The organism is Bradyrhizobium sp. USDA 4472 (genome assembly GCF_054058595.1).
Window position 1 is genome coordinate 6,438,353 of sequence record NZ_JBSSAM010000001.1, and the last position, 24,991, is coordinate 6,463,343.

The following is a 24,991-nucleotide window of genomic DNA, read 5'->3' on the forward strand; positions in this document are numbered from 1 at the left end:
AGTTGAGCGCGGCCGTCGTGGCAAATCGCGCAAGCCGCACCAGCGTTCCGGCCAGCATCCGCAATAGCGACCTCGGCGGTTCACGCTGGCGGACCCTTCTGTGAGCCCTACCGCGATGCCGCCGATCGCGCGGAACGTCGCGGCGCCGGGCCGCAAGAGCTGTTCGAGAAGCGACGCCTGCGGCCGATTGGGCCTCAGTTCATCAAGGTGTACTGCTGCTGCTCGCACGCTTCGAGGATGACGGATAGGCGGGAGCCCACATAGACGGAATTGAAGAACACCGAGTATGTGCGTCGTGACTGATCCGGAGGCGGATTAACTTCTCTCAGGCACACAAAATAATCGCCGGGACCGTGCTCCGCCTTCCGAAGCGAAGACATCTCCACAGGCCTCACGAGTTTGGCCTCAACCGCAAGCTTCTCAACGCCCTTCTGGATGTCATCTTGGGTCGGTGGTCCGGTCACCGCCGCAGCGGTGGGCGGCGGTGTCGAGGATGTGTCCGGCCAAAGACCAAGGTTTGAACACGCCGACAATAGCAAGCCGAGCACCGGCACAAGGTATTTGATCATTGAGAAATTTACGGGTGGGATCTGCCGCTTTCGCGGCGGGAAATGTCCATGAAGCTGCGTCTACACGTGCGCTGACGGGGTACGATTGACCTAAAGACCAGCTTTACTCAACTAGCGGTGGCTCAATAATCGTTGATATTTGGGCTGGATTGTTTTGGGCAATGTTGAGGAAGCTTGTTCTGTGCTGGCGGACGCGAAAATGTCTGTCGGTTTGTCCCTCCCGCAAAGCGAGGGCTGGCGCTGCCCAGTTTCGTCAAGCACGATACATGCTCGGTGAGCAGAGCCTCCGCTGTCGTGAGTGCGGCTCACTCAACTCGGTGACTTCAGGCGCTTTGAGGGAGCAAGCAATCCTTCATCCGATGCTTGATGAGCCAGCCTGCAGCCTGGTGCGATCGCCGGCGGAGTCCTTCTTGGTGGAATGATAGCCTTCTCGCTGCCGTTGCTGCGATAGTCCTGGCAGAACACGACAAGATCACGCACGCCCGTTGACCGGGGGTCGCCGGTCGCAATCGTGAGCGGGCGGCCATCAAGTTCGATGCGGTGCTTGCGTCGAGGTCGGCGCGTCACGTCGCCATCGAAGCGGGCGGGAGGGAGTGAAATTGTCGATGACTCCCGGCCCCGGAACGGGCGAGAGGTACCGCGCGTCGCGGCTGTACTCGCAGCCCGATCCCAGCCGTCGCGCGGCGAAAAAGTATCGCGTCATCAGATAGTTGCTTCGAAAATCGGATGACCTGCGCTAGCCGTAGGCCCGCCGGATCACGATGAAGCGTTCGGCAATCGCATCGAGCCGCAACAGCAGATCGTTGCCGACATCCGCCGGCACCGTCACACCCACATAGTCCCGCGTGCTGATGCCGACGACCGGCGCATCGTCCGCGAGGCCGAACTCGGCGCGCCGGGCTGCCGGAATGAACACCAGCACGGCCATGTCCGATCGCGGCCGGATGGTCTCCGGGTGGCAGCGCCGCCAGGCCTCCGCCTCGAGGCTGAACAACCCGAAGTAGGCCAGGGGGCGGTCGAGCCAGGCGGCCCGGCACGGGGCGATCGGGGGCGGCACATAGACCGCGGCGCCGTGCAGCGTCTCCGGCACGCGGGTGATCCTCTCGCCGACGCCTGACAAGGCCAGCCCTTCGCCGAGCACGCCGATCCGGCGCCAGTCGATCGCTCCGCGGTTGGGCAGGATAGTCGCAATTCGAAGGCTCACCGCGCCGTAGTTGGCCGCCTGGCGGAATGCGGCGTCCCGGGACAGCTCCGGCACATCGCCGAGTCGCCGCTGCAGAACGGCCTCGATCGCGCTCTGGTTGCCCCTGCCGCAGCAGGTCACGAGCTGGCGTGATTCCCGGAAGTAGCGCGGACCCGTGGCATCCGCCAGCGCCGTGATCTCGCCCTGGGCGACGGCGTGCAGGGCCAGCACGGCCGCGCAGCCGGCCGCCGCCGCATGCAGCCAGGCGGAATGCTGCCGCCAGACCATCCCGAGCGCCAGGCAGCTGAGCAGCAGGATCAGCGGCTCCGTGAAGATGACATCGGTCCCTACGATGCCTCGGCTGAAGCACGCCGCTGACGCCAGCGCCAACACGCCGATCGCGACCAGCACCCGGATCGCCGCGCCGCGCGTCGGCTTGCGATCGCCGAACGCGAGCAGCGCCACCGCCACCAGGGGCAGCATGAACAGCAGCGGCGCGGCAGCAAACTGCTCGAGCAGGCGCGGCGGATGCGGGTTCAGCGCGGGATCGATCGTGCCGAGCAACGAGACCTTCGCGATCGCCGCCACGAAACGCACCGCATTGAGCGGGTTCGTCGCCACCAGGGCCAGCACCGGAAACGCCGCGACAAAGCCGAGCGCCATCAGGTTCGCGAACGAGAAAAAGCGGTAGGGCACGCCGTCTCGCGGCAGGTATCGCGTCGCAAGCCCGGGCGTCGCGACCGCAACGAGAGCTGCGCCGCAAAGCCAGATGTTCGAGAACGAACTGCGGTAGTGATAGAAATGCTCCGGCAGACGCGGAAGCGCCAGCAGCAGCAGCGCGCCGAGCGCTGCGAGCGCGGCGGCCATGATGAACATGTTGTGCCGCAGCTCGATGCGGCCGAACGCGGACCCCCGCCCCTGCTTCACCATCATCAGCAGCGCCAGCAGCGGCGCCGCCGCTGCCGTCGGCACGATCTGCACCTTGGAAGTGACCGCGAGGCCGCAGGCGAGCCCCGAAAGCACGGCGAAGGCGAGCGACGTCCTGCGCTCGGTGCGCAGCGCCAGCGTCCCCAGCAGCAGCGCCAGCGCGGCATAGAACAGTGCGAACAGGTCGGTGCGGAAGATGAGCGTGTGGAGCGCCAGCGTCCGCGACGTCAGCATGCAGGCGAACACCGCAACCAGCATCCAGGCGCCCTCGCCGACCGCGAGCGTCACGGCGCCGGCGATCGCCAGTGCGGCGCCGACGGCCACATACGGAAGGTGACCACGCAGGAATTCGATCAGCTCGGCGATGCCGAGCAGAGGATTCGTCCAGTCCGGCAGCGCCGCGAAGTCGCGCAGGTGCAGCCGCCCCGCGAGATAGGCCAGTCGCTGCGTCCAGGAGACGAGCAGATACATGCCGGCCGTGGGGTGCGAGATCTGGTCGGGCAGCCGGCCGCCCTCGATCAGCAGCACGTCGAGCGCCGTGATCTGGTCCATGTCGTCGAAAGCGTAGTAGGGGTAGCGCCCCACGCGATGCTGGAACCAGGCCAGCGCGATCAGCGCAAGAACCACGAGCAGAAACAAGGGCGCTGCCGTCCGCCGCGAAAGTGAAAACACGTTGCCCCGAGGTCCGTGCATGCAACCTGAACGGGATTAAGCCATTAGTTGCAGACACGTCAAGTGTCGCGCGCCGATTGTTCCACAGCCAGAACAACAGCCGGTCCCAGGAGGCGCCTCCGTCGCCGACCTGAAGGTGATCATCGAGAGCGTCGGCCGCCGGCGCATCAACGCAGCAGCGATGGTTCGCACCGTGCCGAAGGTGCAGTTCGAGCGTGAGCAGGAACTGACCACGTCCGCGACTTCCTGCGCGGCGCGCCCGAGATCGCTGACAAGGGCATCATCGATCGCGACCGCGCGCTGTACCTGTCGATCGGCGTCGCCGCGCAGTTCGAGCTGATGCTTCGACAGGGCGACATCATCGGCAAGTGGCAGCCGCGCAAGCTAGCTAGATGCGAAGTTTCCGGGCGGCATCGAGTTGCTGCACGTCGACGAGACCTGCTGCTTCTTCACCTGCGCCCGCGACGCGAAGATCCCCGACGAGGTCTGGAGCTGGACGCGCGCGCCGGCGGCGCCGCCGAGGCGCGTCGACTCCAAGGTGATTTCGACCGGCCTCACTCACTCGAACGAAGAGACCGCAGGGCGCTATCTCCGCCGCCGAAGAAGATTGTCGCCATCGCCGAGGCGCGCAAGCAGTCGCGCGCCGCCGACAGTGAGGGCGGAACGACGTCAGAACCGCCCGTCAGAATCGCACGGAAAAAGCTGAGAAAATTCAACGGTCCAAGTGGTCGGGGCAGCTGGATTCGAACCAACGACCTGCAGTACCCAAAACTGCCGCGCTACCAGGCTGCGCTATACCCCGAATGTCCGGCGAGCCCCGTCGATACACGCTTCCACGAGGGCCTTCAAGCTTTCCAAACCGCCGACATGGCCCTGAAGCCGGCGACGCCGGGGCCTCCTGCTGCACCGGCTATTTGCTGCCGAACAGAGGGTGGCCGACCCGATCGCCGGGCCGGATGCCGTATTTCTGCGCGGTTCCCGCCACCACTTCGAGGACGGCCCGGGCGGGGCCGCCCGACGAGATGATCCTGGTCGAGAGCGGCTCGGTATTTTCCGCGATGCGCAGGATCCGGCCGTCCGCGCGAATGAAGATCATGTCGAGCGAGACATAGGTGTTCTTCATCCACATCGAGACTTCCTGCTCGGGATTGAAGTCGAACAGCATGCCTTTGCCGTCGGCCAATTCCTTGCGGTACATCAGCCCGGTCTGCTTCTCCTGATCCGTGGTCGCCATCTCCACCGAGAAGACCTGCACGCCGTTCCTGGTGACGATTTCCAGTGGCTGGAACTCGGCGGCACGGGCCGGAGCGCCAGCGGCGGCGAAGCCGGCAATGACGAGGACGGCGACAAGCCAGCCCCGGATTGGGGACCGGACAGCCTTGCGATCAAAACTCATGGCAGGATTCTCGGGATGCGCTGGTCGCCTGACGGCGGAGGGACTGCCGCATCCTTACGCGGCCATCGTGGCAAAAGCCAGAAGCGCGCGACCCCGGGGACGCGCGCTTCTGCTCACGAATAGGACAACGGAATGTCGCTAGTGCGACTGAAGGCCCGGCGATCCGGTCTCCGGATGGATCTCGGCCGCCATCATGCCTTTCGAGCCGGGCCCAAAGCGGACCAGCACATACTGGCCGGGCCGCAGCTCGGTCATGCCGAAGCGGCGCAGCGTCTCCATGTGGACGAAGATATCGGGGGTCCCCTCGCCGCAGGTCAGGAAGCCGAAGCCGCGCAGCCGGTTGAACCATTTGACCTGGGCCCGCTCGAGGCCGCTGGTCGCGGTGACAGTGACATGGGTGCGCGGCGGCAGCATCTGCGCCGGATGGATCGCGGTGGACTCATCCATCGAGACGACGCGGAAGGCCTGATAGCCCTTGGCGCGCTGGATGCACTCGACCACGATGCGGGCGCCCTCGTAAGCCGTCTGGAAGCCGTCGCGCCTAAGGACGGTCACGTGCAGGAGTACGTCGGGCCATCCATTATCAGGGACGATGAAGCCGTAGCCCTTTGAGGCGTCGAACCATTTGATGACGCCATGAACCTCGACGAGATTGGCGCTGCCCTCACCTAAGCCGGTGAAAGGACTGAGCGCGCTATCGCGACCGGCGCCGTGCTCGCCCGACGCAGGAACTCCCAGCTTCTTGGACTCAAATCCGTCCGACGACCCCATAACCCCGGACCCCACACATGCCATGCAACCCGCCACATTGGCGGGGCTCGAATCACGCGTCTTAAGAGAATGTTCTCACTTCGACGCGACGCGAATCTTTCGAATCGAAGATAACACTCCCGGTTGCGAGGCATAGACAAAAAAGAGATTCGCCGGCACCTATGAACAGCTTGCAGAGGCGCGAATCAAATTGATGCCTCAATTGTCGACAAAGGGCCCGAGCGTTTCGCCGATGTCGTGACGGATGACGAGGTCGGCGATGTCGTCCTGTTCGGTCGGCTCGCGATTGATGATCACCAAACGTGCACCCGCGTTCTTCGCCATCATTGGAAAGCCCGCAGCCGGCCACACCACCAGCGAGGAACCGATCGCGATGAAGAGGTCGCAGGCCTGCGAGAGCTCGGTCGCGCGCTGCATCTCGTCCTCGGGCATCGCCTGCCCGAACGAGATCGTCGCTGTCTTCACCGGCTCGTCGCACCCGGTGCAGCTGGGAGCGGCGCCATCCCGGTCGAATCGCTGCTTCACCCAATCGAGCTGATAGACCTGCCCACATCCGATGCAGCGCGCAAAAGTGGTATTGCCGTGAAGTTCAATCACGCAGTCAGGCGCGAAGCCTGAGGCCTGGTGCAGATTGTCGATGTTCTGGGTGATGACCGCGGGGATCTTGCCGGCGCGATGCAACGCAGCGAGTGCGCGATGTCCGCGACCGGGCTTCGCTGCGGCGAACACCTCCTCCATCGCAAAACGCCGCCGCCACGATTCATCGCGCGCTGACTGGCTCGCGACGAACTCGTCGAACTGGATCGGACGATTGCGAGTCCAAATTCCGCCCGGCGAGCGGAAGTCGGGGATGCCGCATTCGGTCGAAATGCCGGCACCGGTGAACGGCACGATGAACTTTGCATGCGCGATCATGTCGCCGAGCCGTTCGACGCCGCTCTGAAGGTCCTCTGCAATCACGCGTGGCCTCCGATGCAAATTTCGAGCTAGCTGTAAGTCGTGCAAGCGACAAGATTGTTGACGCTGTTATCCACCGCCACGCACGTCGCGAGCCGCATGGGCGGCAATTTTTTCCGACCTTTCCCTTATCACAATCCTGCAATGCCTGCTCCCCATTGACGCCCCAATCAGAAGCGCCAATGCATGTATTGACGCGACTCAACGTAATTGCGGCGGCAGTGCTTGAGTTCAGACGTGCACACATGCTCAAGTATGGTGGGGATTTGTCATGACCGAAGACGAACAACGCAAGATTCGCGAACGCGAAGAGATCGCAACACGTGTCGCCGCGTTCCGCGCCACGCAGGAGAAATTCAGGCGCGAGCGCGAGGAATATTTCGTCTCGACCCTCGAGAATGCGCGCAAGGTGGAACGGCCTTCGCTCTGGCCGTAACGACGTCGCGCGGGCCGAGTGCGCACGAAAAAAAGCCCGGAGCGTTGCTCCGGGCTTTTCGTTTCGTCAGCTGTTACCAGTGGCGATAGTAATGGCGGTGCCGATAATACGGCCCGCCATAATAGGCGTAGGGGCCGGGGCCGTAAGCGTAGACCGGGCCGTCATAATAGCCATAGCCCGGGCCGTAATAGCCGTAGCCGTAAGGATGGGATGCCGCAATGGCGCCCGCGGTAATCGCGCCGGCGGCGAGGCCGAACGCCACGCCCGGGCCGATGCCGCGCGCCTCCGCAGGTGCGGGCGCCGCCATTGCGGTCACGCCGACAGCCGCGACGGTGGCCAGAACTGCAAGTGTCTTCCTCATGATCTCCTCCTTAGCAAATCGTGGAGACAACGCCGATCATCGGTGATGGTTCGCATCCCATGGAACCCGGCGCCTCAGAAAAAATCCCGACGTGGGGGGAACAATCACCACATGCGCGGATTGGAGTGCGGAAGTGCGGGAGCCTCCGCCATCCGGTCGAGGCGATAGCACGAAGCCCCGTCAGCATCTCCGCGGTGCTGGCGGGGTTTTCCGTTTCGAACGGCAAAGATGGCACCCCACGTCAAGGGCTGCCAAACGGGGCGGAGGCCGAGGAGGAGAGATTGCCGATATCCGCTTTGCTGAACCGCATCCGCAGGCTCGTTCCAAAAACCAAGACGCAGCATTACGACGAGATCGTCCGCAATTTCGGTGTCGGTGCGCTGCGTCCGCCGCCGACACCGATGAGCGACGGCGAGCTCGCCCGCGCCATCGCCGAGTTCCTCAAGGACTCGCCTTCCGCTGAATCGGTTGCGGCGCTCGGGCGACGGCTCGACCCCACCTCACCGCTCTGAGCGGCGACCTTTCGCAACCCGGGAACGAAGTGCCAGGGCACACGTTGAGGTAGTATTCCGCACGAGGAGGCCCGCCATGCCCGCCTGGCTCGAAGTTTTGCTCAATTTGTCCGGCTATGCCGGCTTCGTCGCACTCGCGACCAGCGGCGTCGGTTGCCCGCGCGGCACCGCCGATGATGGGGTCTGCGGCGGCGAGCGCTAGACGGCGTGGGGCGGTGGTCCGCGGTGCGCACCACACGATCGGCCTTGACCGCGTCGGCGTGTCCCCGCGCTGCGGCCGCAGCGACGCGGCGCAATCCCCAACGCTTCCCTCGCCTGCAAACGAATGAGAAACGCCCGGTCGCTTCGAGACTGCTCAAGCCGCGCGCCTGGCGTTGCCCTTCTCCGAGAAGCATTCCAGGATCTGGATGCGGAGTTCTTCTGCTGCCGGGCCCTCGACCTTCCTGAGCTGGTTCCAGAGCCGGATCACTTCGCGCTGTTTCTCGACAGTCATGAATCACCTCAAAATCGGATGATCCACTAGAACAAAATGAGAACAGAAAGTCCAGCCCTTGCCCGTCATTTCGTGTGCACGTCGGATTGAACCTTTCCGCTGCGCCGTGGACTCATTGAAGCTGGGGATTTCAGCGCCCAGTCAATATGACAGCGCCGCGATGGACGAACATATTCCGTCACCGCGGCGTTGTTGCTTTTTGTATTTTCAATCCTAAGTGAGGGGCGCTGCTGGCGGCCACGCGCTGAAATCCCAACGCCGTCGGCAAGAGAGCCCCGTGCGCAAGCGCGGGGTTTTTCTTTGATGGGAGCGACCGTTTGCCGCGCACGATCTCTTCGTCACGCGATGAACTTCCTCAGCGCTGGCGCGTCTCATCAACGAAGCTTCCCCCAAGGCTTCGCCCCATCAGAAAACCCCGCTTCCCCCAGGCGGGGTTTTCCCCTTTTGAAGACATCGCCGCATTGCCGTCTGCGGAGGCTGAATCAGACGGCGTCCTTGGCCACCTTCAGCGGCGAAGCCTTGACCGACTTGCTCGCCGGCTTTGCCGCAAACTGCATCGGCTCCTTGGTGAAGGGATTGACGCCCATGCGGGCCTCCGTCGCCGGCTTGTTGACCACCGACATCTTCACGAAACCGGGAATCACGAACTCACCGGACTCGTTGAGCTCCTTGTAACCGACGGTTGCCATGTACTCGATGACCGACTTCACATCGTTCTTCGCAAGCTGTGTGCCCTCGGCGATCGCATCGATCAACTGGGTCTTGGTCATCTTCGCCATGTCTGGATTTCCTCTGAATGGGGTGCGCGCGAGCTGCGACGTAGCCTTGTCCCGGAAGCGGTAAAACCACGCGCGCCGCGTCTGTTCGTGCCTGTCGGCCACGAAGCAGCCGGGCTTAGAACCCATTGAGGGCGAAAACGCAAGCAGCAGTTCGGGGTAAGTTCCGTCATCTTTTTGTCTGACGATTGCGGCTGCCGCACCGTTGGGCTGCAACGACAAATCGAATTCAACAGCATCCCGAGAGAGTTCTGCCGGAGTGACGACTTGGCTGCGCGCGAACGCGACTAGGTCTCCTGGGCAACACTGCCGATATATTTGGCCGGCGATTTGCCGAGCGCCTTCCTGAACATCGTGATGAAAGCCGTGACCGATTCATAGCCGAGATCGGCGGAGACGCGCTGCACGCTCGCGCCCGCGGCAAGCTCGCGGATCGCGACGATCAGATACAGCTGCTGACGCCAGCGTCCGAATGTCAGCCCCGTTTCTTTCACGACGAGGCGCGCAAGGCTGCTTTCGCTGAGCGCGACGTGATCGGCCCACTCTGCCAGCGTGCGACGGTCGGCCGGGTTGTCTGCCAGCACGGCGGCAATGCGCTTCAACCGCGGCTCGCGCGAAAGCGGCAGATGTAAATGCTGCACACGCATGAGCGGCAGCTCGCCGAGCAGCACGGCGATCAGGCGCTCCCGCCGTGCCTCGTCATGCTGCGTGCCGTCCGCGAGCTCGACGATCACTTCGCGCAGCAAGGGCGAGATCGACATGGTGCAGCAGCGATCCGGCAGATCGACCAGCTCCGCCTCGATGTAGACGAAGAACAGCCGCGCATTGGCGGTGGCGCGATTGCTGTGCGGCATGTCAGACGGAATCCAGACCGCGCAATGCGGCGGCACCATCCACAGGCCGCTTCGAACGCGGCAGGTGACGCCGCCTCCGAGCGACATCACGAGCTGCCCTTTGCGATGCCTGTGCTCCGGCACCTCGCCTTTGGTTCCGTCGGCATCGACGCGTACGGCGATGACGGGTGCCGACCGGTCGTCCACGTCCAGGTCGACCCAGAGATAACGAAGGGGATAACGAAGGGGATAACGGAGCTTCTGCCGGGGCATTGACGGTTTTTAGCGATCAATTGCATCTATGCATAAATTCATCGAGCCACAAAGTCGATAAATCTCGCGGCGCCCGCACCCCAGGAGACGCGCCCGTGATTGGACCGATGACTTCCGGAACCGCCCGACTGTGCCGACAGGTTCGCACGCAAGCCGGCCTGGTGCGCGGCGAGCCACGCGACGAAGGCGGCGTGATCGCATTCAAGGGTATCCCCTATGCAGCACCTCCAGTCGGCCCGCTGCGCTGGCGTGCACCGCAGCCGCCAACGCCGTGGCATGGGGTGCGCGATGCCATGGCCTTTGGCGCGGCGTCTCTCTCCTCGCTTGAAAATGATCCGAGGCCGGAGCCGCGCAGCGAGGACTGCCTCACGCTCAACGTCTGGACCGCCGCGAGAGCGTCCGACGAGAAGCGGCCCGTGATGGTGTGGATTCACGGCGGCGGCTTCCAGTTCGGCTCCTCGGCCAATCCCGCCACCGACGGCCGCCTGCTGGCGGCGAAAGGAGTCGTCGTCGTCAGCTTCAACTATCGCCTCGGCGTCCTCGGCTTTCTCGCCCATCCCGAGCTCGATACGATATCGCCGTCCGGCAATTACGGCCTGCAGGATCAGCTCGCGGCACTGCGCTGGGTGAGGGCCAATATCGCGGCGTTCGGCGGAGACCCTGATAACGTTACCCTGTTCGGCGAATCCGCCGGCGCGATGGCCGTCGGCATTCTGATGGCTTCGCCGCTTGCACGCAGGCTGTTTCACAAGGCGATCGGCCAGAGCGGCGCCTTCTGGGATGGCCGGCATGGCCCGCTGCAAAGTTTCGAGGAAGCTCGCGCCCGCGGCGTGGCCTTCGCGCGCCGGCAAGGCGACGGCTCGATCGCAGCCCTGCGTGCGATGCCGGCCGAGCAGTTGAACGCAGCTGCGCCGTGGCGCTTCCAGGACGACCATGTCGCGCAGGCGTTCTCGCCGAGCATCGACCGTTACGTGGTGCCTGACGTTCCGGCGCGCCGGTTCCTGCGTGGCGAACAGATGCAGATCCCCCTGCTTTCGGGGTGGAACGGCGCGGAGGAATTCCCCTTCATGGCGCGCTCCCTGCCTGCTCATTCGGCGCAAGCTTTTCGCACGGCGGCGGAAGAGACGTTCGGCCAGAACCGCCTGACGGATTTCCTCGAGCTCTATCCCGCCGACACCGACGCGCAGGCCAGGGCGTCTGCCGCCGCGCTCACGGGCGACATGGTGATTGGCGAGCAGTGCTGGCAGTGGCTGCGGCTGCATCGGGCGAGCACGCGCGCGCCCGTCTACGGCTATCACTTCGTCTACACCTCGCCTTACACGCCGATCGCCTCGCACGTCACCGAGATTCCCTTCGTGTTCGGCACCCTGACGCCGCAGCGGGTGATCGGCTGCACCACACCGGCTGCGGACGCCGATCGCGCGATGGCGGACACGATGATGAGTTATTGGGTGAACTTTGCGACGACTGGGAACCCCAATGCGTCAGGCCTGCCGCCCTGGCCCGCTTACGATGAGCGCGATGTCGTGCAGATCCTCGGCGTCTCGATCGCAGCCCGCGTCAATCCGCACGCTGATCGCTTCGGCTTCCTCGGCAGCTTTAGAAAGGATGGCGTGCTTCCGATGCGCTGGCGTTCGTGAGGTCGTGTGAGCCTGCGCTGCTTGCTGCCGCGGAGTTTTCCACATGACCTGTCACCTCATCATGAAACTTTCGATACGATCGATGTTGTTCAGACTCTGGTAACCCAACCCCGCCACTCTCCCCAGCAGTCTCGTTGCGTTGGAGTAACCCACAGTGCTGAATTTTGACGAGCTGCGTGAACTCGCAGCCGATGTCCGTGTGTTTGTCGATGTCGCCGAAGACAAGGCCGAAGCGCTCAGAACCGTGATCGGCGCCTATGACGTGGTGCTTGCGATCTTCCCGTCCGGAGACGGAATGGGCCTCCACGTCATCAAGGGCAAAGAGATCCTCGACAAGATCGCAAAATCGCGCTCGCACGCGATTTACAGCCACACCGCGATCGCGGTTCCCGACCTCGAGCATGCCGAAGTGCTGAAATATTTGACGGCGCCCGCCGAGCGGCGCATCGCAGCATAAGCCGAGCCTCGACCGGTGCCGCGCAGGCGGAACCGCGCTCAGCACATTTTGGTGCTGAGCCTGAGTTGAACCGGCTGGGCAGAGGCGCGTTATCCAGCGCACTGCCGGGTGGCAACCGGACACAATGGGGATGTCGGACGCGGAGCATTTTTCCGGTTTCTGCCCGCGACATCAACGCATCGGTACGCGCTGACGACTAACCTGTTCCCGGCAGATGCACCTCTTTATGGCCTTGGCCGCGCAGGAACGCCCCATCCTCACGCACGTTGCCTCATCTCCAAACGAGGAGATTGCGATGAGCGTTCAAGGCAAGGCGAAAGAAGCTGCTGGGTACGTCAAGGAAGAGATGAACGAGCACGGCAAGTCAGCCGAGAGCCAGAGGAAGGCCCAGGAAGGTCGCGACCTCAGGAACGAAGGCCGCCTCGAAGACGACAAGCCGCCGAAGACGACGAAGCCCGGCACCGGTCACTGAGCCCTCGCTGCAGCTGATCTCGAGAACCGCTCCTGGCCTGCCGGGGGCGGTTTTTCATGCCTCGTCAATGCCCCTCTGTCGATGAGGAAGGCGAGCCTGGAACGCTCGTGGCATCGCAGAGTTGGCGCTGCATGAGCAGAGACTCCCTCGCGCAGCAGGCAGACCGGGCCGAAGCCCTCGCGGCACAAACCGCAGACGAGGAGGTCAGGCACAACCTTCTCGAGGCCGCGCGGGATTATCGGCGCCGGCTCAAGTCGGAGCCGTTCGAGCCCAAGCCCGAATGGGACTTGCCGAAAGAGATTTCCTGATCCGCGCGCCTTTGGCGTTGCGGGGCTATTGCCAGGGAGCGAACATGAGAGATGACCGCACCGGAAATGAGCCGGCACCGCTGCTGCTGTTCGGCCTCGCCGTCATCCCGGTCTTTGCGGTGCTGGCGTGGTTCGCGTTGGCCTGATGATCGGCGTGCCGCCTATCGCCACATCGTGGGAGCGCTCTTCAGCGCATCCCTGCCCGCTGCCTTGATGTTTTCAGGCGTGGCCTCACGACCGGCAGCAGCAAGGATCTCTGCGGCGACGTGAGCCCGCGTGGCGGTCTGAGACGGGTCGATCTGCCCGCAGACCTCGTCCAAAATCGTGCGCAGCAAGGCTCTGGTGTCTGCATCAAACATGGGAACGCCCCCTCGACCTAAAGGCGCATCATCCTGGCTGCCCGGGGTTCCGTCATTCACATTCGTTAACGGTGGCGAGGAAATCGATGCTGCAGGCGCTAAGGTTCGCCGATCCTGCCTGGCCAAGATCCATCTTCGACGTCCTTGCCGGCGAAATGGCACCCAGCCGCAACCAGGACCAGCGCAAAGTTCAGCCCGAATAGAATTTGCAGGACCAGGCTCATGTCCGCGCCGACGTACCTGACGTCGTGCCGGTGGACGGAGCGCACCGGATGTGCGGCATCGGGCTCCTGAGGCGAGATTGTCGTCAGCGCAAGCCAGGCGACCGTCCCGCAAAGCCCTGCAGCCCATGCCATCCTTCCAAGCTTTCGCAGCCAGCGCTTCATGCCGATCTCGTCATGCCATGCAACTTGGTCGCGCCGCCTTTGCCGAGGGTTCAGGCGGCTGATCGCTGGGCCGCCCAATCGAGCCAGCCCTATAATCCCGGTGATCGCGCCGCCCAAGCCTTGGTGGCCCGGCAGTTGTCCATCGCCCGCGCGTAAGCAGGGCGCGCCGTCGTACGGCCGAGATAGTCGCGCTCGGTCGGACCGGGAACGTAGTTGCCGGTGCGTAGCCCAAGCAGGAGCGCGTAGCTCACCGAGATATCGGCGGCGGTGAACCGGTCGCCGGCCAGATAAGGATACTCGGCAAGGCGGCGGGTCACGAGCCCGAGCCGGCTCTCGAAGGTCTCGAGCGCCCAACGGGTGACACGGGCCTCTCGCTCGGCTTCGGGCGCCAGTTCGCGACCGACAAAGACAGCGTTCATCGGCCCGGCAAGCCCGGCCTCACCCAGGTGGAGAAATTGCAGATAGGACGCGAAGGCTTGATCATCAGGAGCCACGGCAAGTGAAGCTGCGCCATGCGCAGCTGAGCCATGGCGGGCGAGCAGGTACTCGAGGATCGCGATCGATTCGACCATGATCGTCTCGCCGTCCTGCAATGCGGGAATGAAGCCGGCCGGATTGATCGCGAGGAAATCGCGATCGTTCTCGACGGCGAGCAGATCGACCTGGCGTAGCCGATAAGCCAATCCCAACTCCTCGAGCAGCCAAACAACACGGAAACCACGGCCTTCGCCATAGACGGTGAGCATAGTGATGCGTTCCTGGATCTGGCTGGATGGACTTGCCCGCAGGAGAGATTCATCCGACGGGTGATGACGGTGGGACGATTGGCACCCCTGCCTCGATCGCCCGTTGCGAAACTGGCGATCATGCCGACCAATCCTACAAACAGGACGAGCAAGATCACATACCGGTATTCGTACGCGTAGTGGACGGCGAGAAGCGCTCCCGCAGCCGCGACTTGCGCCAGATGGTCCATCCGTGTCTCCGTGTCGGATTACGGTAATCAGGGTGATCCTGCGCTCAACTCACGGGTGCTGTCGCTGAAGCTGAGTGCAATCAATCGATGTAGCCATTGGCCTTGTCGCCAAGCACGCCGTGATCATGCTCTTGAACATCTCGTCGCCCACCTCAGATTGTACCGTCACTTTTAGCGCTGGTCGGTGGCAATGCGCAAACCCGGCAATCAGGATGATTCCCGTCACGCCCTCCACTGGACCGCGACCGCGGGGATTACGGTGACGGCGCACTCAACTCGTCCGGTGGCCACGCTGAGCGGCCCTGCGACGTCCTTGGGGTAGGATCATCGCCGCCCATTTCACGGCTGGAGCAGCGAAAGGAGCCGCTGCCGGTCTTGATCGCGCTGGCGCTGGATTTCGCGCAACGTTTCCAGCTCCAGTTCGGCATTTGTCGTATCTTGACCTTCTCGTTTCAAGTCGACAACGAGGCGCTCCTGTTCTGCCAGCCGGCGCTCGCCTGCGACCACATCGCGCTCGACCCGAGCCAACTCGTCATAGATTGAAGTTCGGTCCATTGGAGCGCTCCAGCGCGATGCCATTTGTCAGACCTCGGCATCCACCAGCACGCCTGCCGAGGCATCCCTTTACTTTGCCGACCGCGTTTCGGCTTGCCTCTCGCTGGGCTCCCAGGGAGCCGGGAGGATGACGCGCACGGGCCGCGCTTCGCTGGAGCTTTGAACCACGGGCTGAGCCCGGTCCTTCGTCGGTTCGGCGAATGCAACCGACATCAAAGCAATCGACATCGCGATGAGAGTTGCCGCCAGCCGTACGTCGAGCATCGAATCCTCCTGTTGTACGACGCGACAACGCAGCGCCGGCAGGATGGTTCGAGGCATCCGGGAACAAGTGGTAATTTTCGGAGTTTTGAAAACGGGCCCGCTGGCCGGGCTGATCGAGGAGGACAAAATGAAATTCAAAACGATGATCGCCGTCGCCATGTTGACTTCAGTGGCGGCTCCCGCGTTTGCGCAGTCATTCTACGTCGTGCAAGACGTGAAGACCAAGAAGTGCACGATCACGGAATCGAAGCCGACGACGTCGGAGACGACGGTGGTCAGCGGCGACACGGTCTACAAGACCCGCGCCGAAGCCGAAACCGGCATGAAGACCGTCAAGGTCTGTACGTCCAACTGAGAACGTTTCTGCCTGTACTTTTGCGTTTAGGCTTTTCCAGCGCTGTCGTTCTTTGCGGCAGCGTTTAGATGATCGGCCACATGGAATAGCCTTATGGACTGGCCTTATGGATTGGTCTTATGGATTGGTCTTGGCGCTGTGCGAGACGTCAGCCTCATGTTGGCGCTCTCACGGCGCCGGCCATCTCGCCCGCCCCCGATTTTTGATCCCCGGACGCGCGCTGCTGCTAATGCGGTTCAATGCGCCGCGAACGAATGCGGTGAAATCGCGCTCGGCCCGCTTTGCGGCGCCCGCGGTAGCGATCTCCGTCAATTCCCGTCGACACGTCCGACCTCGAATTAAGGCGGCAGTGCTGGACTGCAATGTGCGCGGCTGGACTGCACCTTCCGAATAAGACAGGATAGATTCAATGTCAGCGCATCGTCGCGGCGGCCAGCGTGAGTTACGTGCACCGTAATAAAATCAAGAAACGGCAGGGAAGAACGATGCAGCGAAAAAGCAATGTGACCCTTGATGGTGCGATGGATTGCCTGTCTCTGGCAGCGGCCTTCGTGGTCATTGCGATCTCGCCGGCAAGCGCGGCCGATTCAACCAACATACCACCTGCACTCAAATGCGCTGACTTGACCGGCTGGAAGATGCCGGGATCGACGGCACTGGTCACAAAGGCCGAGATGGTGCCGGAGGCGCCGCCGGGGACCGTGCAGCCGTCGCCGCCGGCGCCGGCCACCGTATCGGTGGCGATGCCGTCGAACTGCCGCGCCGATGGCGTGATCGATCAGCGCGTGGGCGTCGAGGGCAAGTCCTACGCGATCGGCTTTGCCATCGCCCTGCCCGATCGCTGGAACGGCCGGTTCTTGTTTCAGGGCGGCGGCGGTTTGAACGGCACGATCCGGCCGCCTCTGGGTTACCAGGCGGCCGGCGAGGTGCCGGCGCTGGCGCGCGGCTTTGCCGTTGTTACGACCGATAGCGGTCATCAGGGCGAGGTGTTCGATGCCTCGTTCCTAAAGGACCAGGAAGCCGCGCTCAACTTCGCCACTGCATCCGTCGGCAAGGTGACGATATCAGCCAAGGCGATCGTCGCGCATTACTATGGCCAGCCCGCAAAACGCTCCTATTTCACGGGGTGCTCGACCGGGGGCCGCGAAGCCATGCTGGCGTCGGCGCGCTATCCCGAGCAATTCGACGGCATCGTCGCCGGCGCGCCTGCGATGCGCACCGGCAACTCCAATATCGGTCTCGCCTGGGCCAACGCCGCCTTCAGCCAGATCGCGCCGAAAGATGCGTCCGGCAAGCCGGAGCCCGCCAGGACTTTTTCCGCGGGCGAGCGCAAGCTGATCACGAACGCGATCCTCGAGGCCTGCGACGCCAAGGACGGCGTCAAGGATGGCCTGATCTTCGACGTCAAGGCCTGTCAATTCGATCCCGCGGTCCTCACCTGCAAGGGCGACAAGACGGATGGCAAGACGGATTCCTGCCTGGCGCCGCCGCAGGTCGATGCCCTCAGGAAAGCTTTTGCCGGACCGAAGAACTCACGTGGCACGCAGGTCTACCCGCCGTTCCCGTGGGACAGCGGCGTGGCAGCCGAAGGCGTTGCCATTCCGGGCATCCTGACGACCGGCGCGCGCAGTCCGGTCGGACCGCCCGTTTGGGACAACATCAACGTCGATCAACTCGAAGACCGGGTCAACACCAGCGGGTTGGATCGCCTCGCCAACACCGCCTACTGGACCAACCTGTCGAGCTACTTCGGCCATGGCGGCAAGCTGCTGTTCTACCACGGTGTGAGCGATCCCTGGTTCTCGGCTGAAGACACCGTGAATTACTACGAGCGCATGGCGGCGGATTCCGGCGGCATGGAGATGGTGCGGGAGACATCGAGCCGGGCCTTCCTGGTGCCCGGCATGGGTCACTGCTCGAGCGGCGCAACGCTCGATCATTTCGATCTCCTCAGCGCGGTCGTGAACTGGGTGGAAGACGGCAAGGCGCCCGATGCGGTGCTCGCGACAGGACCAGCCTTTCCCGGCCGCAGCCGGCCGCTCTGCGCCTATCCGCAACATGCGCAGTACAAGGGGCAAGGCGATCCGGAAAGCGCGGCGAGTTTTGAGTGCAAGTAGGCAGTTACGGTGGCGGCGCACTAAATCTATTCGCGGCCGCCACCTGGGCTCTGCGGCCTCGGCGCAGCCTCGTCCCTTGGGTCCACCGTCGCTGCAATGCGGAAGGGAACCACACAACAGTCCGCACATTGAGTCCTTATGGGTGTGGTGAAGCAAATCAAAAAGCAGGCTGTCGTGGCCGAACAGGCGGCCGCCCGAACGGCTGACGCTTTTGTGGCCGACCAGATGAAGAGCCTCGCCGAAGCCTTCCGGGCTCAGGCCGACACCATAAAAAAGCAGAAGAAGCAAAAGAAAAAGAAATGAAATCTGAAATTACGGTGACAGTGCACCCAACCACTCGTGCCGCTGGAGATGAGTGCACTATCACCGCAATTCCGTAATTGCGGTCATCGCGATTTCCGCAATACCGTAGTGGGCCATGGCCTTCCGTCCCCTCACTCCGGCTTCGCTTTGGTGCGCAACCCGAGCATGAGCAAGACAACGGCCAGGACGATGGCAGAGCCGATGAATACGAAGCCGCCGGTGATCATTGCCTCCTTCCAAGGCGCAGCTTCATGCCCCGTCGCCGTGATTGGCGAGAGCGCGGCCGTCCCAAGCACGGCAGCCGACGTCGTCACGATCCAATTGCCGTATGTTCCGATGAGCAGTGCCCAATAGGCCACTGCCTTCGTTCGTGCCGATAGCCTGACCTCGCTCCAGATGGCGCCGACCGCCAGCAAGAACGTGCCGTTCATCACGCCCTCCAAATGAGCAGCCAACGCCATCCTCACATTGGTGAAATGCTGCTCGACCAACCCCGTCAGCAATCCGATCAGGAACAAGGCTGCGCCATGCCAGAGGAGTCTTCGCTTCTCATCCACCACAAGTTTGCCCTCCAGTAGCGGACGTTGAATCACCGCTCCAATTAAAGCCGCAGCAAACGGCACCTCAATTGATCATTCGACTCTTGGAACTGCAATTGCGGTGACGGCGCACTAAATCCTTTTAGCGGTGGCGCTCTGCCGGCTCCAGTCCTGCTCGGGGACGGCGCGGACTACGGGCAGCCCGCCGTCACCTCTCTCAACCAATTACGCTGACAGTGCATTAAATTCGCTTGCGATGGCTGCCGACCGCGACTTCGATTAGCCCGCGGCGGAGTATTGGGCGGCAATTGCTCGAGATCCAGACCAACAACGCCAGTGACAATTGCTGGCCCGAGGTGACGGGGCCGATCGCCGCCGGCGCCACCGCGACGACGGCCATCTCTTGCAGCCCGACGGAGGAAAGTCCGGCGGAGGCGCCTACTTCGGGTTAATCCAGAAGGGAAATTACTCTGGATCAGCCATTCGCTACAAAAGGATGTCAGCGGTCGATGTGAGCGTCCCATGATCGAGATCCGTTTCTACGACGACCGGCCGGTACTGGTCATATTCTCCAACGAGCCTTTCGATTTTGCTCGCTTGGGGTTCGTTGACATTTATTCGTCCACGTCCCTCAGCGCTGCGGTCCGCTGCTCACGCCGGGCGCGGCCGTCACGGCCGTCCCGAGAACAGCTTCTTCTTCCTTCGGTGGCAGAGCCGGTAGGCTAGCGGCTGCTGAAGTTGCGGTGAAGTGCGGTCACAGCGCACCAGACTCATGCGCCGCGGGTCTTCTGCCGACGTGTCGGCGTGGTTCGCACAGGCTCTGTACTTCTGAGCTTTTCCCCCTCACGCACACGTTTCCCCCGCCCCCTGCCCCTCCCCCCACTTTCCTGCTATCTCTCCCCCGCCGTTCCGGCCCAAAGCAAAACCCTCTGATCATCCAAGGGAGCAAAAAACATGCGTTATCTCCACACCATGCTGCGCGTGCGCAATCTCGATGTCGCGCTGAAGTTTTACCAGGATGCGCTGGGGCTGAAGGAGGTGCGGCGGATCGAGAACGACAAGGGGCGCTTCACGCTGGTGTTCCTGTGCGCGTCTGATGATCTCGCGGCGCTGAAGAAGCAGCCGCCGACGCGGGGCGCGCCGCTGGTCGAGCTCACCTATAATTGGGACGAGGAGAAGTATGGCGAGGACCGCTTCTTCGGCCATCTCGCCTATGAGGTCGACGATATCTACGCCACCTGCGAGAAGCTGCAGAAGGCCGGCGTCACCATCAACCGGCCGCCGCGCGACGGCAACATGGCCTTCGTCCGCTCGCCTGATCTGCACTCGATCGAGCTGCTGCAGAAGGGCGAGCCGAAGGCGCCGGCCGAGCCGTGGGCGTCGATGCCGAACACCGGCCATTGGTAGGTCCAGATAGCAGGAACAAGCTCCCGCGGCCGGCGTTGCCCCTCCGACAAAACGAATTGGAGGAGGACGCGATGGGACGCGGAATTTTGCTGTGGCTGCTGGGTGTGCCGATCCCGGTGATCATTCTGTTGTGGCTGTTCTTCGGCCGTTGATATCGGCGCAAACGCATTCGCGTTTGTCGCCAGCGCAAACGCATTCGCGTTTGTCGCCAGCGCAAACGCATTCGCGTTTGTCGCCAGCGCAAGCGCATTTTGCGTTTGTCGCGCATCAGGTTCGCGCTGCAATGAAAGCTCCGCTTCTCGAAGCGGAGCTTTTCGCATGAGGGGCGCGCGGCAAACAGCATCGCTGTGGCTGGCGATTTCCGCTATCACCCGCGGCACATCAACGCTGCGGGAGACGCTCGATGCCTGACACACAGCTGACGATCTGGGGCCGCGCCAATTCGGTCAACGTGCAGAAGGTGCTGTGGTGCCTCACCGAGCTCGGGCTGCGCTACCAGCGCATCGATGCCGGGATGCAATACGGCAAGACGCGTGAGGCCGACTATCTCGCGATGAATCCGAATGCGCGGATTCCGACGCTGGTCGAGGGCGACTTCTCGCTGTGGGAGTCCAACTCCATCATGCGCTATCTCTGCCTCGCGCATGGGCGCGGCAATCCGATCTATCCGGAGGCGCCGAAGCTGCGCGCCGGCGTCGACCGCTGGCTCGACTGGACGCTGTCGATGGTGCAGCCGGTCGATCGCCCGGTGTTCTGGGGCATCGTGCGCACGGCGCCGGCCGAGCGCGACATGATCAAGGTGCAGAGGGATGCCGATGCGGCCGCCGAGGTCTGGACGATCGCCGACCGGCTGCTCTCGACGCGGCCCTACATGGAAGGCGACGCGTTCACGCTCGCCGATATCGCCGTCGGCGCCTATGCGCGGCGCTGGCTCGGCGTCGAGGGGATCTCCCGGCCGGCGCAGCCGAACCTCACGCGCTGGCTTGCCGCGCTCGGCAAGCGGCCCGGATTCGCGCAGCACGTGGCCCCGCCGATGTCGTGAGCCGCCGGCGCGGGTCAAGGCCCGGTGCGCGCGCGCGGAATCGCGCTCGCGGCGCAAAACTGCCCGCGGCCGGCTTCTACTGTGCATGGGGTTGTTTTCGCGGTTTGGGTCTGCAGGCCTAGTGCCAGCCGCGCTCGACCGTCACGACGATGGCGATCAGCGCCAGCGTGACGACTGCCGTGGCGAGCTTCGCGGTCCAGGACAGCCCGCGGCCGACCCACCACAGCAGCGCGCAATACATCAGCACGGGAACGAGAAGATCGAGCCGCATCAGGTCCTGCGACATCAGGGACCCTCAGCGCCCGGTCACGGCGTCGACCCTGACGGTGCCGCCGATCTTCACGCAGGTGCCTGCGACCATGGTGAAGCCCACACCATAGGCCGCGCAGCCATTGGCCCCGGCAGAGCCTGTGCCGCTCTTCAGCGGCAGGGTTTTGGCGGACTGGGGCGGCTCGGTGGGCGGCAGGCGCACGCCCTCGGCCCCGGCTGCGGAGGTCAGTGCGAGCGAGATCAGGCACGGGATGGCGAGGCGCATGCCTGCTTGTAGCCCGCCGACGGGCCCGGCGCTATCCGCGGCGTCAGAGAAACCTGATGCCGGCCGACTTGCCACGGCGCCAGACCACCTGGCAGCTCCGCCCGGTGCGCGCATCCCGCGCAAACGCCATCCGGATCACGCCCGGCAGCCCGCTCGCATCGTCGTCCATCGTGATCTTGGCGCCCGAGGCCGAGATGTCCTGGACCAGGCAATGCCGCGCCGCAAATCCGCCCTCGAGCGTTATCCAGGCATGCTGCGACAGCAGCTTGCGGGCTGCGCGTTTCTTGGGCTGTGGCATCGGCAAAAGATCTCCCGCCCCAGCGCTAGCCCGGGGAACCCTAAAAAACGGTTGAAATCGCTGCCCGAATGAATCCCGGGCCCGGCTATCCACCGGGCCCAAAAGAGCCCGCCGGGACGGCTTGCTCACAAGCCCAAAGGCCACTATACGTTCGCCCGCTGCAAGCCGCCGGGCACGACTCGGCCGGCCGGCGGGCCTGTCGCCAAATGCTGTCAGGCCTTGCGTTTGCTCCCTTCGTCTATCGGTTAGGACGCCACCCTTTCACGGTGGAGAGAGCGGTTCGATTCCGCTAGGGAGCGCCAATCCTGGATCCCCGTCATCGACGAATGCCGGACGGCTATAGCCGGCAGGATCTCAGCTCCATCGCGCCCGCAATGGTTGTGAACGCGCGCGCCCAATCATCGCGACGGTCTGCCCCCTGCCCGGGCACACGACCGGCCGACCCGTTTACCGGAAATTTACCCCTGCTCTTGGGCGTCGGCATCATTTGCTTAGAGTTTGATCGCTACCGTGGAATTACGGAAAGAATTCGAAACACGATCTTGGGGCCCATGTCCGTCGCAGAGTTCCTCAGGCAGCGAGCAGTGGAAGTCACTGTGAGCGGCAGCTATTCGCTGCATCGCTGGTACGATTGCGAGGGCAAACTGAGAAACTTCGCCTGCCGTACCAAACGCGTCTCGCCGTTCCGCATGATCGTGGACGTGCCGGTCGTCGGCAAGATAGGAGAGCGAGTGACCTCCTATTTCCAGGATTTCGGCGAATTCCAGTGCACCATCAGCGCGACGCTGAAATCAGGTTTCCTGATGGAGCTCGAGATGACACGAGCGCGACGCGCCTGGATGTCGGAAAAGCTGACATGGCTCGAGAAAAAGCAGAAAGACGCCAGGATTCAAGAGCTGCGGGGCGAGGCTCGCTTCGTCCCGCAGGCCTCCCACACCGTCCTGACGCTGGCCGACGGCAGTTCTCATCCCTGCTTCATCATCGATGTCTCTACGGCCGGGGTCGCAATCTCCTGCGAATATGACCCGCCGGTCGGAACCCCCCTGGCCATCGGAGCCTGCGTCGGGCGGGTGATCCGGAAATTCGAACACGGCTTTGCGGTGAAATTCGCCGAGAGGCAGCACCGGGACGACCTCGTTCGCCTGGTCGTGCGCCAGGGAATACCGCAGCCGGCATAAACCCTGCGGACCGGATTTTAACTCAATTTTAACTAAATGCTGGAGGTCGAGGCGCCTGCGCGATAGGGTGTGAGCCAGTCCGTCCGCAATCCTTGCGGGCTCCCCGAAATATTGGAAGTGCTGGAATGTCCATCGCTGATGCCGGGCTCACCCCGGCAGAGATCGCCCAGAGCACCGTCAGTGCCGCCAAGCCGCAGCTCCCTCCCGGCGTCGTCACCGAAGGCCCGCTCGTCCGGGCCAAGCTGCGCGAGAGCTACCTTCTGCTTGGCATTCTCTACGTCGGTGCTGTCGCGGGGATCATCTGGGCTGTCACCCAGGGCGTCGGCAAAGTCGAGCTGTTTACGTTCGGCTGGATGTTCGCGCTGACGACATTTGGGATCGGCGCCGGCATGCACCGCCTGTTCGTACACCGCAGCTTCCGCACCGGCCCGATCATGCGCGTCTTCTTCTGCGCAATCGCTCAGATGGCGGTGCAGGGCTCGATCGCCAAATGGGTCGCCAATCACCGCCGCCACCATCTCTATGCCGACCATATCGGCGATCCCCACAGCCCGCAGTTCGACGGCTTCGGCAATCGCTACGTCAGTGCGTTCAAGGGATTCCTGCACGCGCAGGGCAGCTGGGTGTTCGACCAGGCGACCACCGACAACGAATATTACGCCAAGGACATCCTCGCCGATCCGATCGCGATGTTCTTCGTGCGCACGCGCTGGGTCTGGTACGGAATGTCTGCGGTCTTCATCCCCGGCGTGATCGGCTACGTCTTCGGCGGCGTGCACACCATGATCGGCTGTGTGCTCTTCTCCGGCCTGCTCCGCGCCTATCTGCTGATCCTCACCAGCCAGCTCACCGGCTCGGTCTGCCACGCCTACGGCTATCGCCGCTTCGAGGTCGACGACGCCTCGACCAACGAGTTCATGACCACGATCCTTACCTTCGGCGAGGGTCTGCACAACAACCATCACCGCTTCCCGCGGGACGCCTATATCTCGCACGCCTGGTGGGAGATCGATCTCAACGGTCTGATCATTCTGGGCCTGGAAAAGATCGGCCTCGTCCACGATGTCTTCCACGCTTCGCACCGCCAGCTGGAGCTGGCGTCCGAAGCGGAGGCGGCTTCGACGGCACGCTAAGGGTCGGCGCGCAGCGGCCGCGGCGCGGCCGTGCTGCCTCCTCACCGCTGCCCTATCGCGGCCCAATTGCGGGATCAGCTTCTGGACATCCGTGCCGTGGGCCGGGCGTCATTGGCGGATTTGCGATCGGGGGACCGAATGGCAGTCGACAAGACCACAACCGATAGGATCACAGTCGATAAGATCACTTGGGACAGGGTTGGCCGGGTTACCGAGCCCGGACGCTACATGTACACGTTCGGCTGGCTCACGATCACCGCCGGCGACCTCGATATCTGGAAGCAATATCCGCAAGCCGCATTCACGCTGCTGGCGCATCATGCCGAGACCGCCGAGACCGTCGGCGAGGAATTTCATCTCGGCGCTTTCGATATCGCCCCCGACGCCCCGACGCGGTTCACCACCCATTGATGGCCGGAGCGCGGTCACCCCGGCGGGAGGCCGCAGTTCAAGCCGAGAAAGGCCGGTTCGTGACGAACCCCGCCTCTGGACTCGTCGCTTTCGTCCG

The 24,991-nt window shown here is 63.4% G+C and carries 34 protein-coding genes, 2 tRNA genes and 1 pseudogene; 17 read left to right on the forward strand and 20 right to left on the reverse strand.

What is annotated here, in order from left to right:
* Positions 1-194 precede the first annotated feature (194 nt).
* The 6 genes from ACVWZ4_RS30235 to ACVWZ4_RS30260 form a co-directional block, all read right to left on the reverse strand.
* Positions 195-569, reverse strand: coding sequence for a hypothetical protein (locus tag ACVWZ4_RS30235; RefSeq protein ID WP_456703499.1), 375 nt, complete (start codon positions 567-569; stop codon positions 195-197).
* Positions 570-1,305: 736 nt separating this feature from the next.
* On the reverse strand, positions 1,306-3,318 hold the full coding sequence (locus tag ACVWZ4_RS30240) for a hypothetical protein (RefSeq protein WP_456741771.1): 2,013 nt from the start codon (positions 3,316-3,318) through the stop codon (positions 1,306-1,308).
* Between the two features lie 758 nt (positions 3,319-4,076).
* Positions 4,077-4,153: transfer RNA gene (locus tag ACVWZ4_RS30245), tRNA-Pro, on the reverse strand.
* Between the two features lie 108 nt (positions 4,154-4,261).
* Positions 4,262-4,747 (reverse strand): DUF192 domain-containing protein, encoded by a 486-nt coding sequence (locus ACVWZ4_RS30250; protein ID WP_456703496.1) that lies wholly within the window; start codon positions 4,745-4,747, stop codon positions 4,262-4,264.
* Positions 4,748-4,885: 138 nt separating this feature from the next.
* A complete protein-coding gene (locus tag ACVWZ4_RS30255) occupies positions 4,886-5,518 on the reverse strand; it encodes a cold-shock protein (protein WP_177243663.1) in 633 nt (210 codons plus the stop codon).
* A 198-nt stretch (positions 5,519-5,716) separates the two neighbouring features.
* Complete coding sequence (locus tag ACVWZ4_RS30260; protein WP_456703495.1) at positions 5,717-6,478, reverse strand: Sir2 family NAD-dependent protein deacetylase; 762 nt, start codon at positions 6,476-6,478, stop codon at positions 5,717-5,719.
* Between the two features lie 268 nt (positions 6,479-6,746).
* Here ACVWZ4_RS30260 and ACVWZ4_RS30265 point away from each other — a divergent pair, with 268 nt between their 5' ends.
* Complete coding sequence (locus tag ACVWZ4_RS30265) at positions 6,747-6,911, forward strand: hypothetical protein (RefSeq protein ID WP_456703494.1); 165 nt, start codon at positions 6,747-6,749, stop codon at positions 6,909-6,911.
* Positions 6,912-6,984: 73 nt separating this feature from the next.
* Here the strand turns inward: ACVWZ4_RS30265 and ACVWZ4_RS30270 are convergent, their stop codons facing one another.
* A complete protein-coding gene (locus ACVWZ4_RS30270) occupies positions 6,985-7,272 on the reverse strand; it encodes a hypothetical protein (protein WP_456703493.1) in 288 nt (95 codons plus the stop codon).
* Positions 7,273-7,553: 281 nt separating this feature from the next.
* Here ACVWZ4_RS30270 and ACVWZ4_RS30275 point away from each other — a divergent pair, with 281 nt between their 5' ends.
* Both ACVWZ4_RS30275 and ACVWZ4_RS30280 read left to right on the forward strand, forming a co-directional pair.
* Positions 7,554-7,784 (forward strand): hypothetical protein, encoded by a 231-nt coding sequence (locus ACVWZ4_RS30275; RefSeq protein ID WP_456735063.1) that lies wholly within the window; start codon positions 7,554-7,556, stop codon positions 7,782-7,784.
* 76 nt (positions 7,785-7,860) lie between these two features.
* Positions 7,861-7,986, forward strand: coding sequence for a hypothetical protein (locus ACVWZ4_RS30280; protein WP_456741773.1), 126 nt, complete (start codon positions 7,861-7,863; stop codon positions 7,984-7,986).
* A 153-nt stretch (positions 7,987-8,139) separates the two neighbouring features.
* Here the strand turns inward: ACVWZ4_RS30280 and ACVWZ4_RS30285 are convergent, their stop codons facing one another.
* The 3 genes from ACVWZ4_RS30285 to ACVWZ4_RS30295 form a co-directional block, all read right to left on the reverse strand.
* Positions 8,140-8,277: a hypothetical protein gene (locus tag ACVWZ4_RS30285; protein ID WP_456703490.1), complete on the reverse strand. Its 138-nt coding sequence runs from the start codon at positions 8,275-8,277 to the stop codon at positions 8,140-8,142.
* Between the two features lie 482 nt (positions 8,278-8,759).
* Complete coding sequence (locus ACVWZ4_RS30290) at positions 8,760-9,056, reverse strand: HU family DNA-binding protein (protein WP_027542683.1); 297 nt, start codon at positions 9,054-9,056, stop codon at positions 8,760-8,762.
* Between the two features lie 284 nt (positions 9,057-9,340).
* Positions 9,341-10,159 carry an AraC family transcriptional regulator gene (locus tag ACVWZ4_RS30295; protein WP_456790425.1) on the reverse strand — a complete coding sequence of 273 codons (819 nt, stop codon included), beginning with the start codon at positions 10,157-10,159 and terminating at the stop codon, positions 9,341-9,343.
* Positions 10,160-10,266: 107 nt separating this feature from the next.
* On the opposite strand from ACVWZ4_RS30295, the gene ACVWZ4_RS30300 reads away from it, so the two are divergent.
* The 4 genes from ACVWZ4_RS30300 (at position 10,267) to ACVWZ4_RS30315 (ending at position 13,036) form a co-directional block, all read left to right on the forward strand.
* Positions 10,267-11,799, forward strand: coding sequence for a carboxylesterase/lipase family protein (locus tag ACVWZ4_RS30300; RefSeq protein ID WP_456741774.1), 1,533 nt, complete (start codon positions 10,267-10,269; stop codon positions 11,797-11,799).
* A 154-nt stretch (positions 11,800-11,953) separates the two neighbouring features.
* Positions 11,954-12,256: a hypothetical protein gene (locus ACVWZ4_RS30305; protein ID WP_456703487.1), complete on the forward strand. Its 303-nt coding sequence runs from the start codon at positions 11,954-11,956 to the stop codon at positions 12,254-12,256.
* A 295-nt stretch (positions 12,257-12,551) separates the two neighbouring features.
* Complete coding sequence (locus ACVWZ4_RS30310; RefSeq protein ID WP_456703486.1) at positions 12,552-12,728, forward strand: hypothetical protein; 177 nt, start codon at positions 12,552-12,554, stop codon at positions 12,726-12,728.
* A 131-nt stretch (positions 12,729-12,859) separates the two neighbouring features.
* The gene (locus ACVWZ4_RS30315) at positions 12,860-13,036 is read left to right on the forward strand and encodes a hypothetical protein (RefSeq protein WP_456703485.1); all 177 of its coding nucleotides are present in this window, start codon (positions 12,860-12,862) and stop codon (positions 13,034-13,036) included.
* Positions 13,037-13,197: 161 nt separating this feature from the next.
* Here ACVWZ4_RS30315 and ACVWZ4_RS30320 read toward each other — a convergent pair whose 3' ends face one another.
* The 5 genes from ACVWZ4_RS30320 to ACVWZ4_RS30340 all read right to left on the reverse strand — a co-directional run bounded on the left by ACVWZ4_RS30320 (position 13,198) and on the right by ACVWZ4_RS30340 (position 15,735).
* Positions 13,198-13,395 (reverse strand): hypothetical protein, encoded by a 198-nt coding sequence (locus ACVWZ4_RS30320; RefSeq protein WP_456703484.1) that lies wholly within the window; start codon positions 13,393-13,395, stop codon positions 13,198-13,200.
* A gap of 98 nt (positions 13,396-13,493) precedes the next feature.
* Positions 13,494-13,781: a hypothetical protein gene (locus tag ACVWZ4_RS30325; RefSeq protein ID WP_456741775.1), complete on the reverse strand. Its 288-nt coding sequence runs from the start codon at positions 13,779-13,781 to the stop codon at positions 13,494-13,496.
* A gap of 89 nt (positions 13,782-13,870) precedes the next feature.
* Positions 13,871-14,527 (reverse strand): glutathione S-transferase family protein, encoded by a 657-nt coding sequence (locus ACVWZ4_RS30330; RefSeq protein WP_456741776.1) that lies wholly within the window; start codon positions 14,525-14,527, stop codon positions 13,871-13,873.
* A gap of 569 nt (positions 14,528-15,096) precedes the next feature.
* Complete coding sequence (locus ACVWZ4_RS30335) at positions 15,097-15,312, reverse strand: hypothetical protein (RefSeq protein ID WP_456703480.1); 216 nt, start codon at positions 15,310-15,312, stop codon at positions 15,097-15,099.
* Positions 15,313-15,381: 69 nt separating this feature from the next.
* Positions 15,382-15,735 (reverse strand): hypothetical protein, encoded by a 354-nt coding sequence (locus ACVWZ4_RS30340; protein ID WP_456741778.1) that lies wholly within the window; start codon positions 15,733-15,735, stop codon positions 15,382-15,384.
* On the opposite strand from ACVWZ4_RS30340, the gene ACVWZ4_RS30345 reads away from it, so the two are divergent.
* The 4 genes and pseudogenes from ACVWZ4_RS30345 to ACVWZ4_RS30360 all read left to right on the forward strand — a co-directional run bounded on the left by ACVWZ4_RS30345 (position 15,704) and on the right by ACVWZ4_RS30360 (position 18,351).
* Complete coding sequence (locus ACVWZ4_RS30345) at positions 15,704-15,931, forward strand: hypothetical protein (RefSeq protein WP_456703479.1); 228 nt, start codon at positions 15,704-15,706, stop codon at positions 15,929-15,931. The genes ACVWZ4_RS30340 and ACVWZ4_RS30345 overlap by 32 nt on opposite strands.
* Positions 15,932-16,674: 743 nt before the next feature.
* Positions 16,675-17,511 (forward strand): annotated as a pseudogene (locus ACVWZ4_RS30350) (tannase/feruloyl esterase family alpha/beta hydrolase); the annotation flags it as partial.
* A complete protein-coding gene (locus ACVWZ4_RS30355; RefSeq protein WP_456742285.1) occupies positions 17,509-18,048 on the forward strand; it encodes a tannase/feruloyl esterase family alpha/beta hydrolase in 540 nt (179 codons plus the stop codon). The pseudogene ACVWZ4_RS30350 and the gene ACVWZ4_RS30355, both read left to right, overlap by 3 nt.
* A gap of 138 nt (positions 18,049-18,186) precedes the next feature.
* Entirely contained in the window at positions 18,187-18,351 is a 165-nt protein-coding gene (locus ACVWZ4_RS30360) for a hypothetical protein (RefSeq protein WP_177243657.1), read from the forward strand.
* Positions 18,352-18,482: 131 nt separating this feature from the next.
* Here ACVWZ4_RS30360 and ACVWZ4_RS30365 read toward each other — a convergent pair whose 3' ends face one another.
* Complete coding sequence (locus ACVWZ4_RS30365) at positions 18,483-18,974, reverse strand: hydrogenase (RefSeq protein ID WP_456703476.1); 492 nt, start codon at positions 18,972-18,974, stop codon at positions 18,483-18,485.
* Positions 18,975-19,131: 157 nt separating this feature from the next.
* Positions 19,132-19,290, reverse strand: a complete 159-nt coding sequence (locus tag ACVWZ4_RS30370; RefSeq protein ID WP_456703475.1) for a hypothetical protein — start codon at positions 19,288-19,290, stop codon at positions 19,132-19,134.
* A gap of 554 nt (positions 19,291-19,844) precedes the next feature.
* On the opposite strand from ACVWZ4_RS30370, the gene ACVWZ4_RS30375 reads away from it, so the two are divergent.
* Positions 19,845-20,297: a VOC family protein gene (locus tag ACVWZ4_RS30375; RefSeq protein WP_456741779.1), complete on the forward strand. Its 453-nt coding sequence runs from the start codon at positions 19,845-19,847 to the stop codon at positions 20,295-20,297.
* A 403-nt stretch (positions 20,298-20,700) separates the two neighbouring features.
* The gene (locus ACVWZ4_RS30380; RefSeq protein ID WP_456703473.1) at positions 20,701-21,339 is read left to right on the forward strand and encodes a glutathione S-transferase family protein; all 639 of its coding nucleotides are present in this window, start codon (positions 20,701-20,703) and stop codon (positions 21,337-21,339) included.
* Positions 21,340-21,457: 118 nt separating this feature from the next.
* On the opposite strand, the gene ACVWZ4_RS30385 is transcribed toward ACVWZ4_RS30380, so the two are convergent.
* Genes ACVWZ4_RS30385 through ACVWZ4_RS30395 form a run of 3 tightly spaced genes read right to left on the reverse strand, consistent with a single transcriptional unit; the run spans position 21,458 to position 22,172 of the window.
* On the reverse strand, positions 21,458-21,625 hold the full coding sequence (locus ACVWZ4_RS30385) for a hypothetical protein (RefSeq protein WP_092239166.1): 168 nt from the start codon (positions 21,623-21,625) through the stop codon (positions 21,458-21,460).
* A gap of 9 nt (positions 21,626-21,634) precedes the next feature.
* The gene (locus tag ACVWZ4_RS30390) at positions 21,635-21,949 is read right to left on the reverse strand and encodes a hypothetical protein (protein WP_456735055.1); all 315 of its coding nucleotides are present in this window, start codon (positions 21,947-21,949) and stop codon (positions 21,635-21,637) included.
* The gene (locus ACVWZ4_RS30395) at positions 21,918-22,172 is read right to left on the reverse strand and encodes a PilZ domain-containing protein (protein WP_456703470.1); all 255 of its coding nucleotides are present in this window, start codon (positions 22,170-22,172) and stop codon (positions 21,918-21,920) included. The genes ACVWZ4_RS30390 and ACVWZ4_RS30395 overlap by 32 nt, the downstream gene beginning before the upstream one ends.
* Positions 22,173-22,399: 227 nt before the next feature.
* Here ACVWZ4_RS30395 and ACVWZ4_RS30400 point away from each other — a divergent pair.
* The 4 genes from ACVWZ4_RS30400 to ACVWZ4_RS30415 all read left to right on the forward strand — a co-directional run bounded on the left by ACVWZ4_RS30400 (position 22,400) and on the right by ACVWZ4_RS30415 (position 24,894).
* A tRNA-Glu gene (locus ACVWZ4_RS30400) sits at positions 22,400-22,474 on the forward strand.
* 249 nt (positions 22,475-22,723) lie between these two features.
* On the forward strand, positions 22,724-23,350 hold the full coding sequence (locus ACVWZ4_RS30405) for a PilZ domain-containing protein (protein WP_456705278.1): 627 nt from the start codon (positions 22,724-22,726) through the stop codon (positions 23,348-23,350).
* Between the two features lie 125 nt (positions 23,351-23,475).
* Positions 23,476-24,483 carry an acyl-CoA desaturase gene (locus tag ACVWZ4_RS30410; protein WP_456703469.1) on the forward strand — a complete coding sequence of 336 codons (1,008 nt, stop codon included), beginning with the start codon at positions 23,476-23,478 and terminating at the stop codon, positions 24,481-24,483.
* A 138-nt stretch (positions 24,484-24,621) separates the two neighbouring features.
* Positions 24,622-24,894: a hypothetical protein gene (locus ACVWZ4_RS30415; protein WP_456703468.1), complete on the forward strand. Its 273-nt coding sequence runs from the start codon at positions 24,622-24,624 to the stop codon at positions 24,892-24,894.
* The last annotated feature ends 97 nt before the right edge of the window (positions 24,895-24,991 follow it).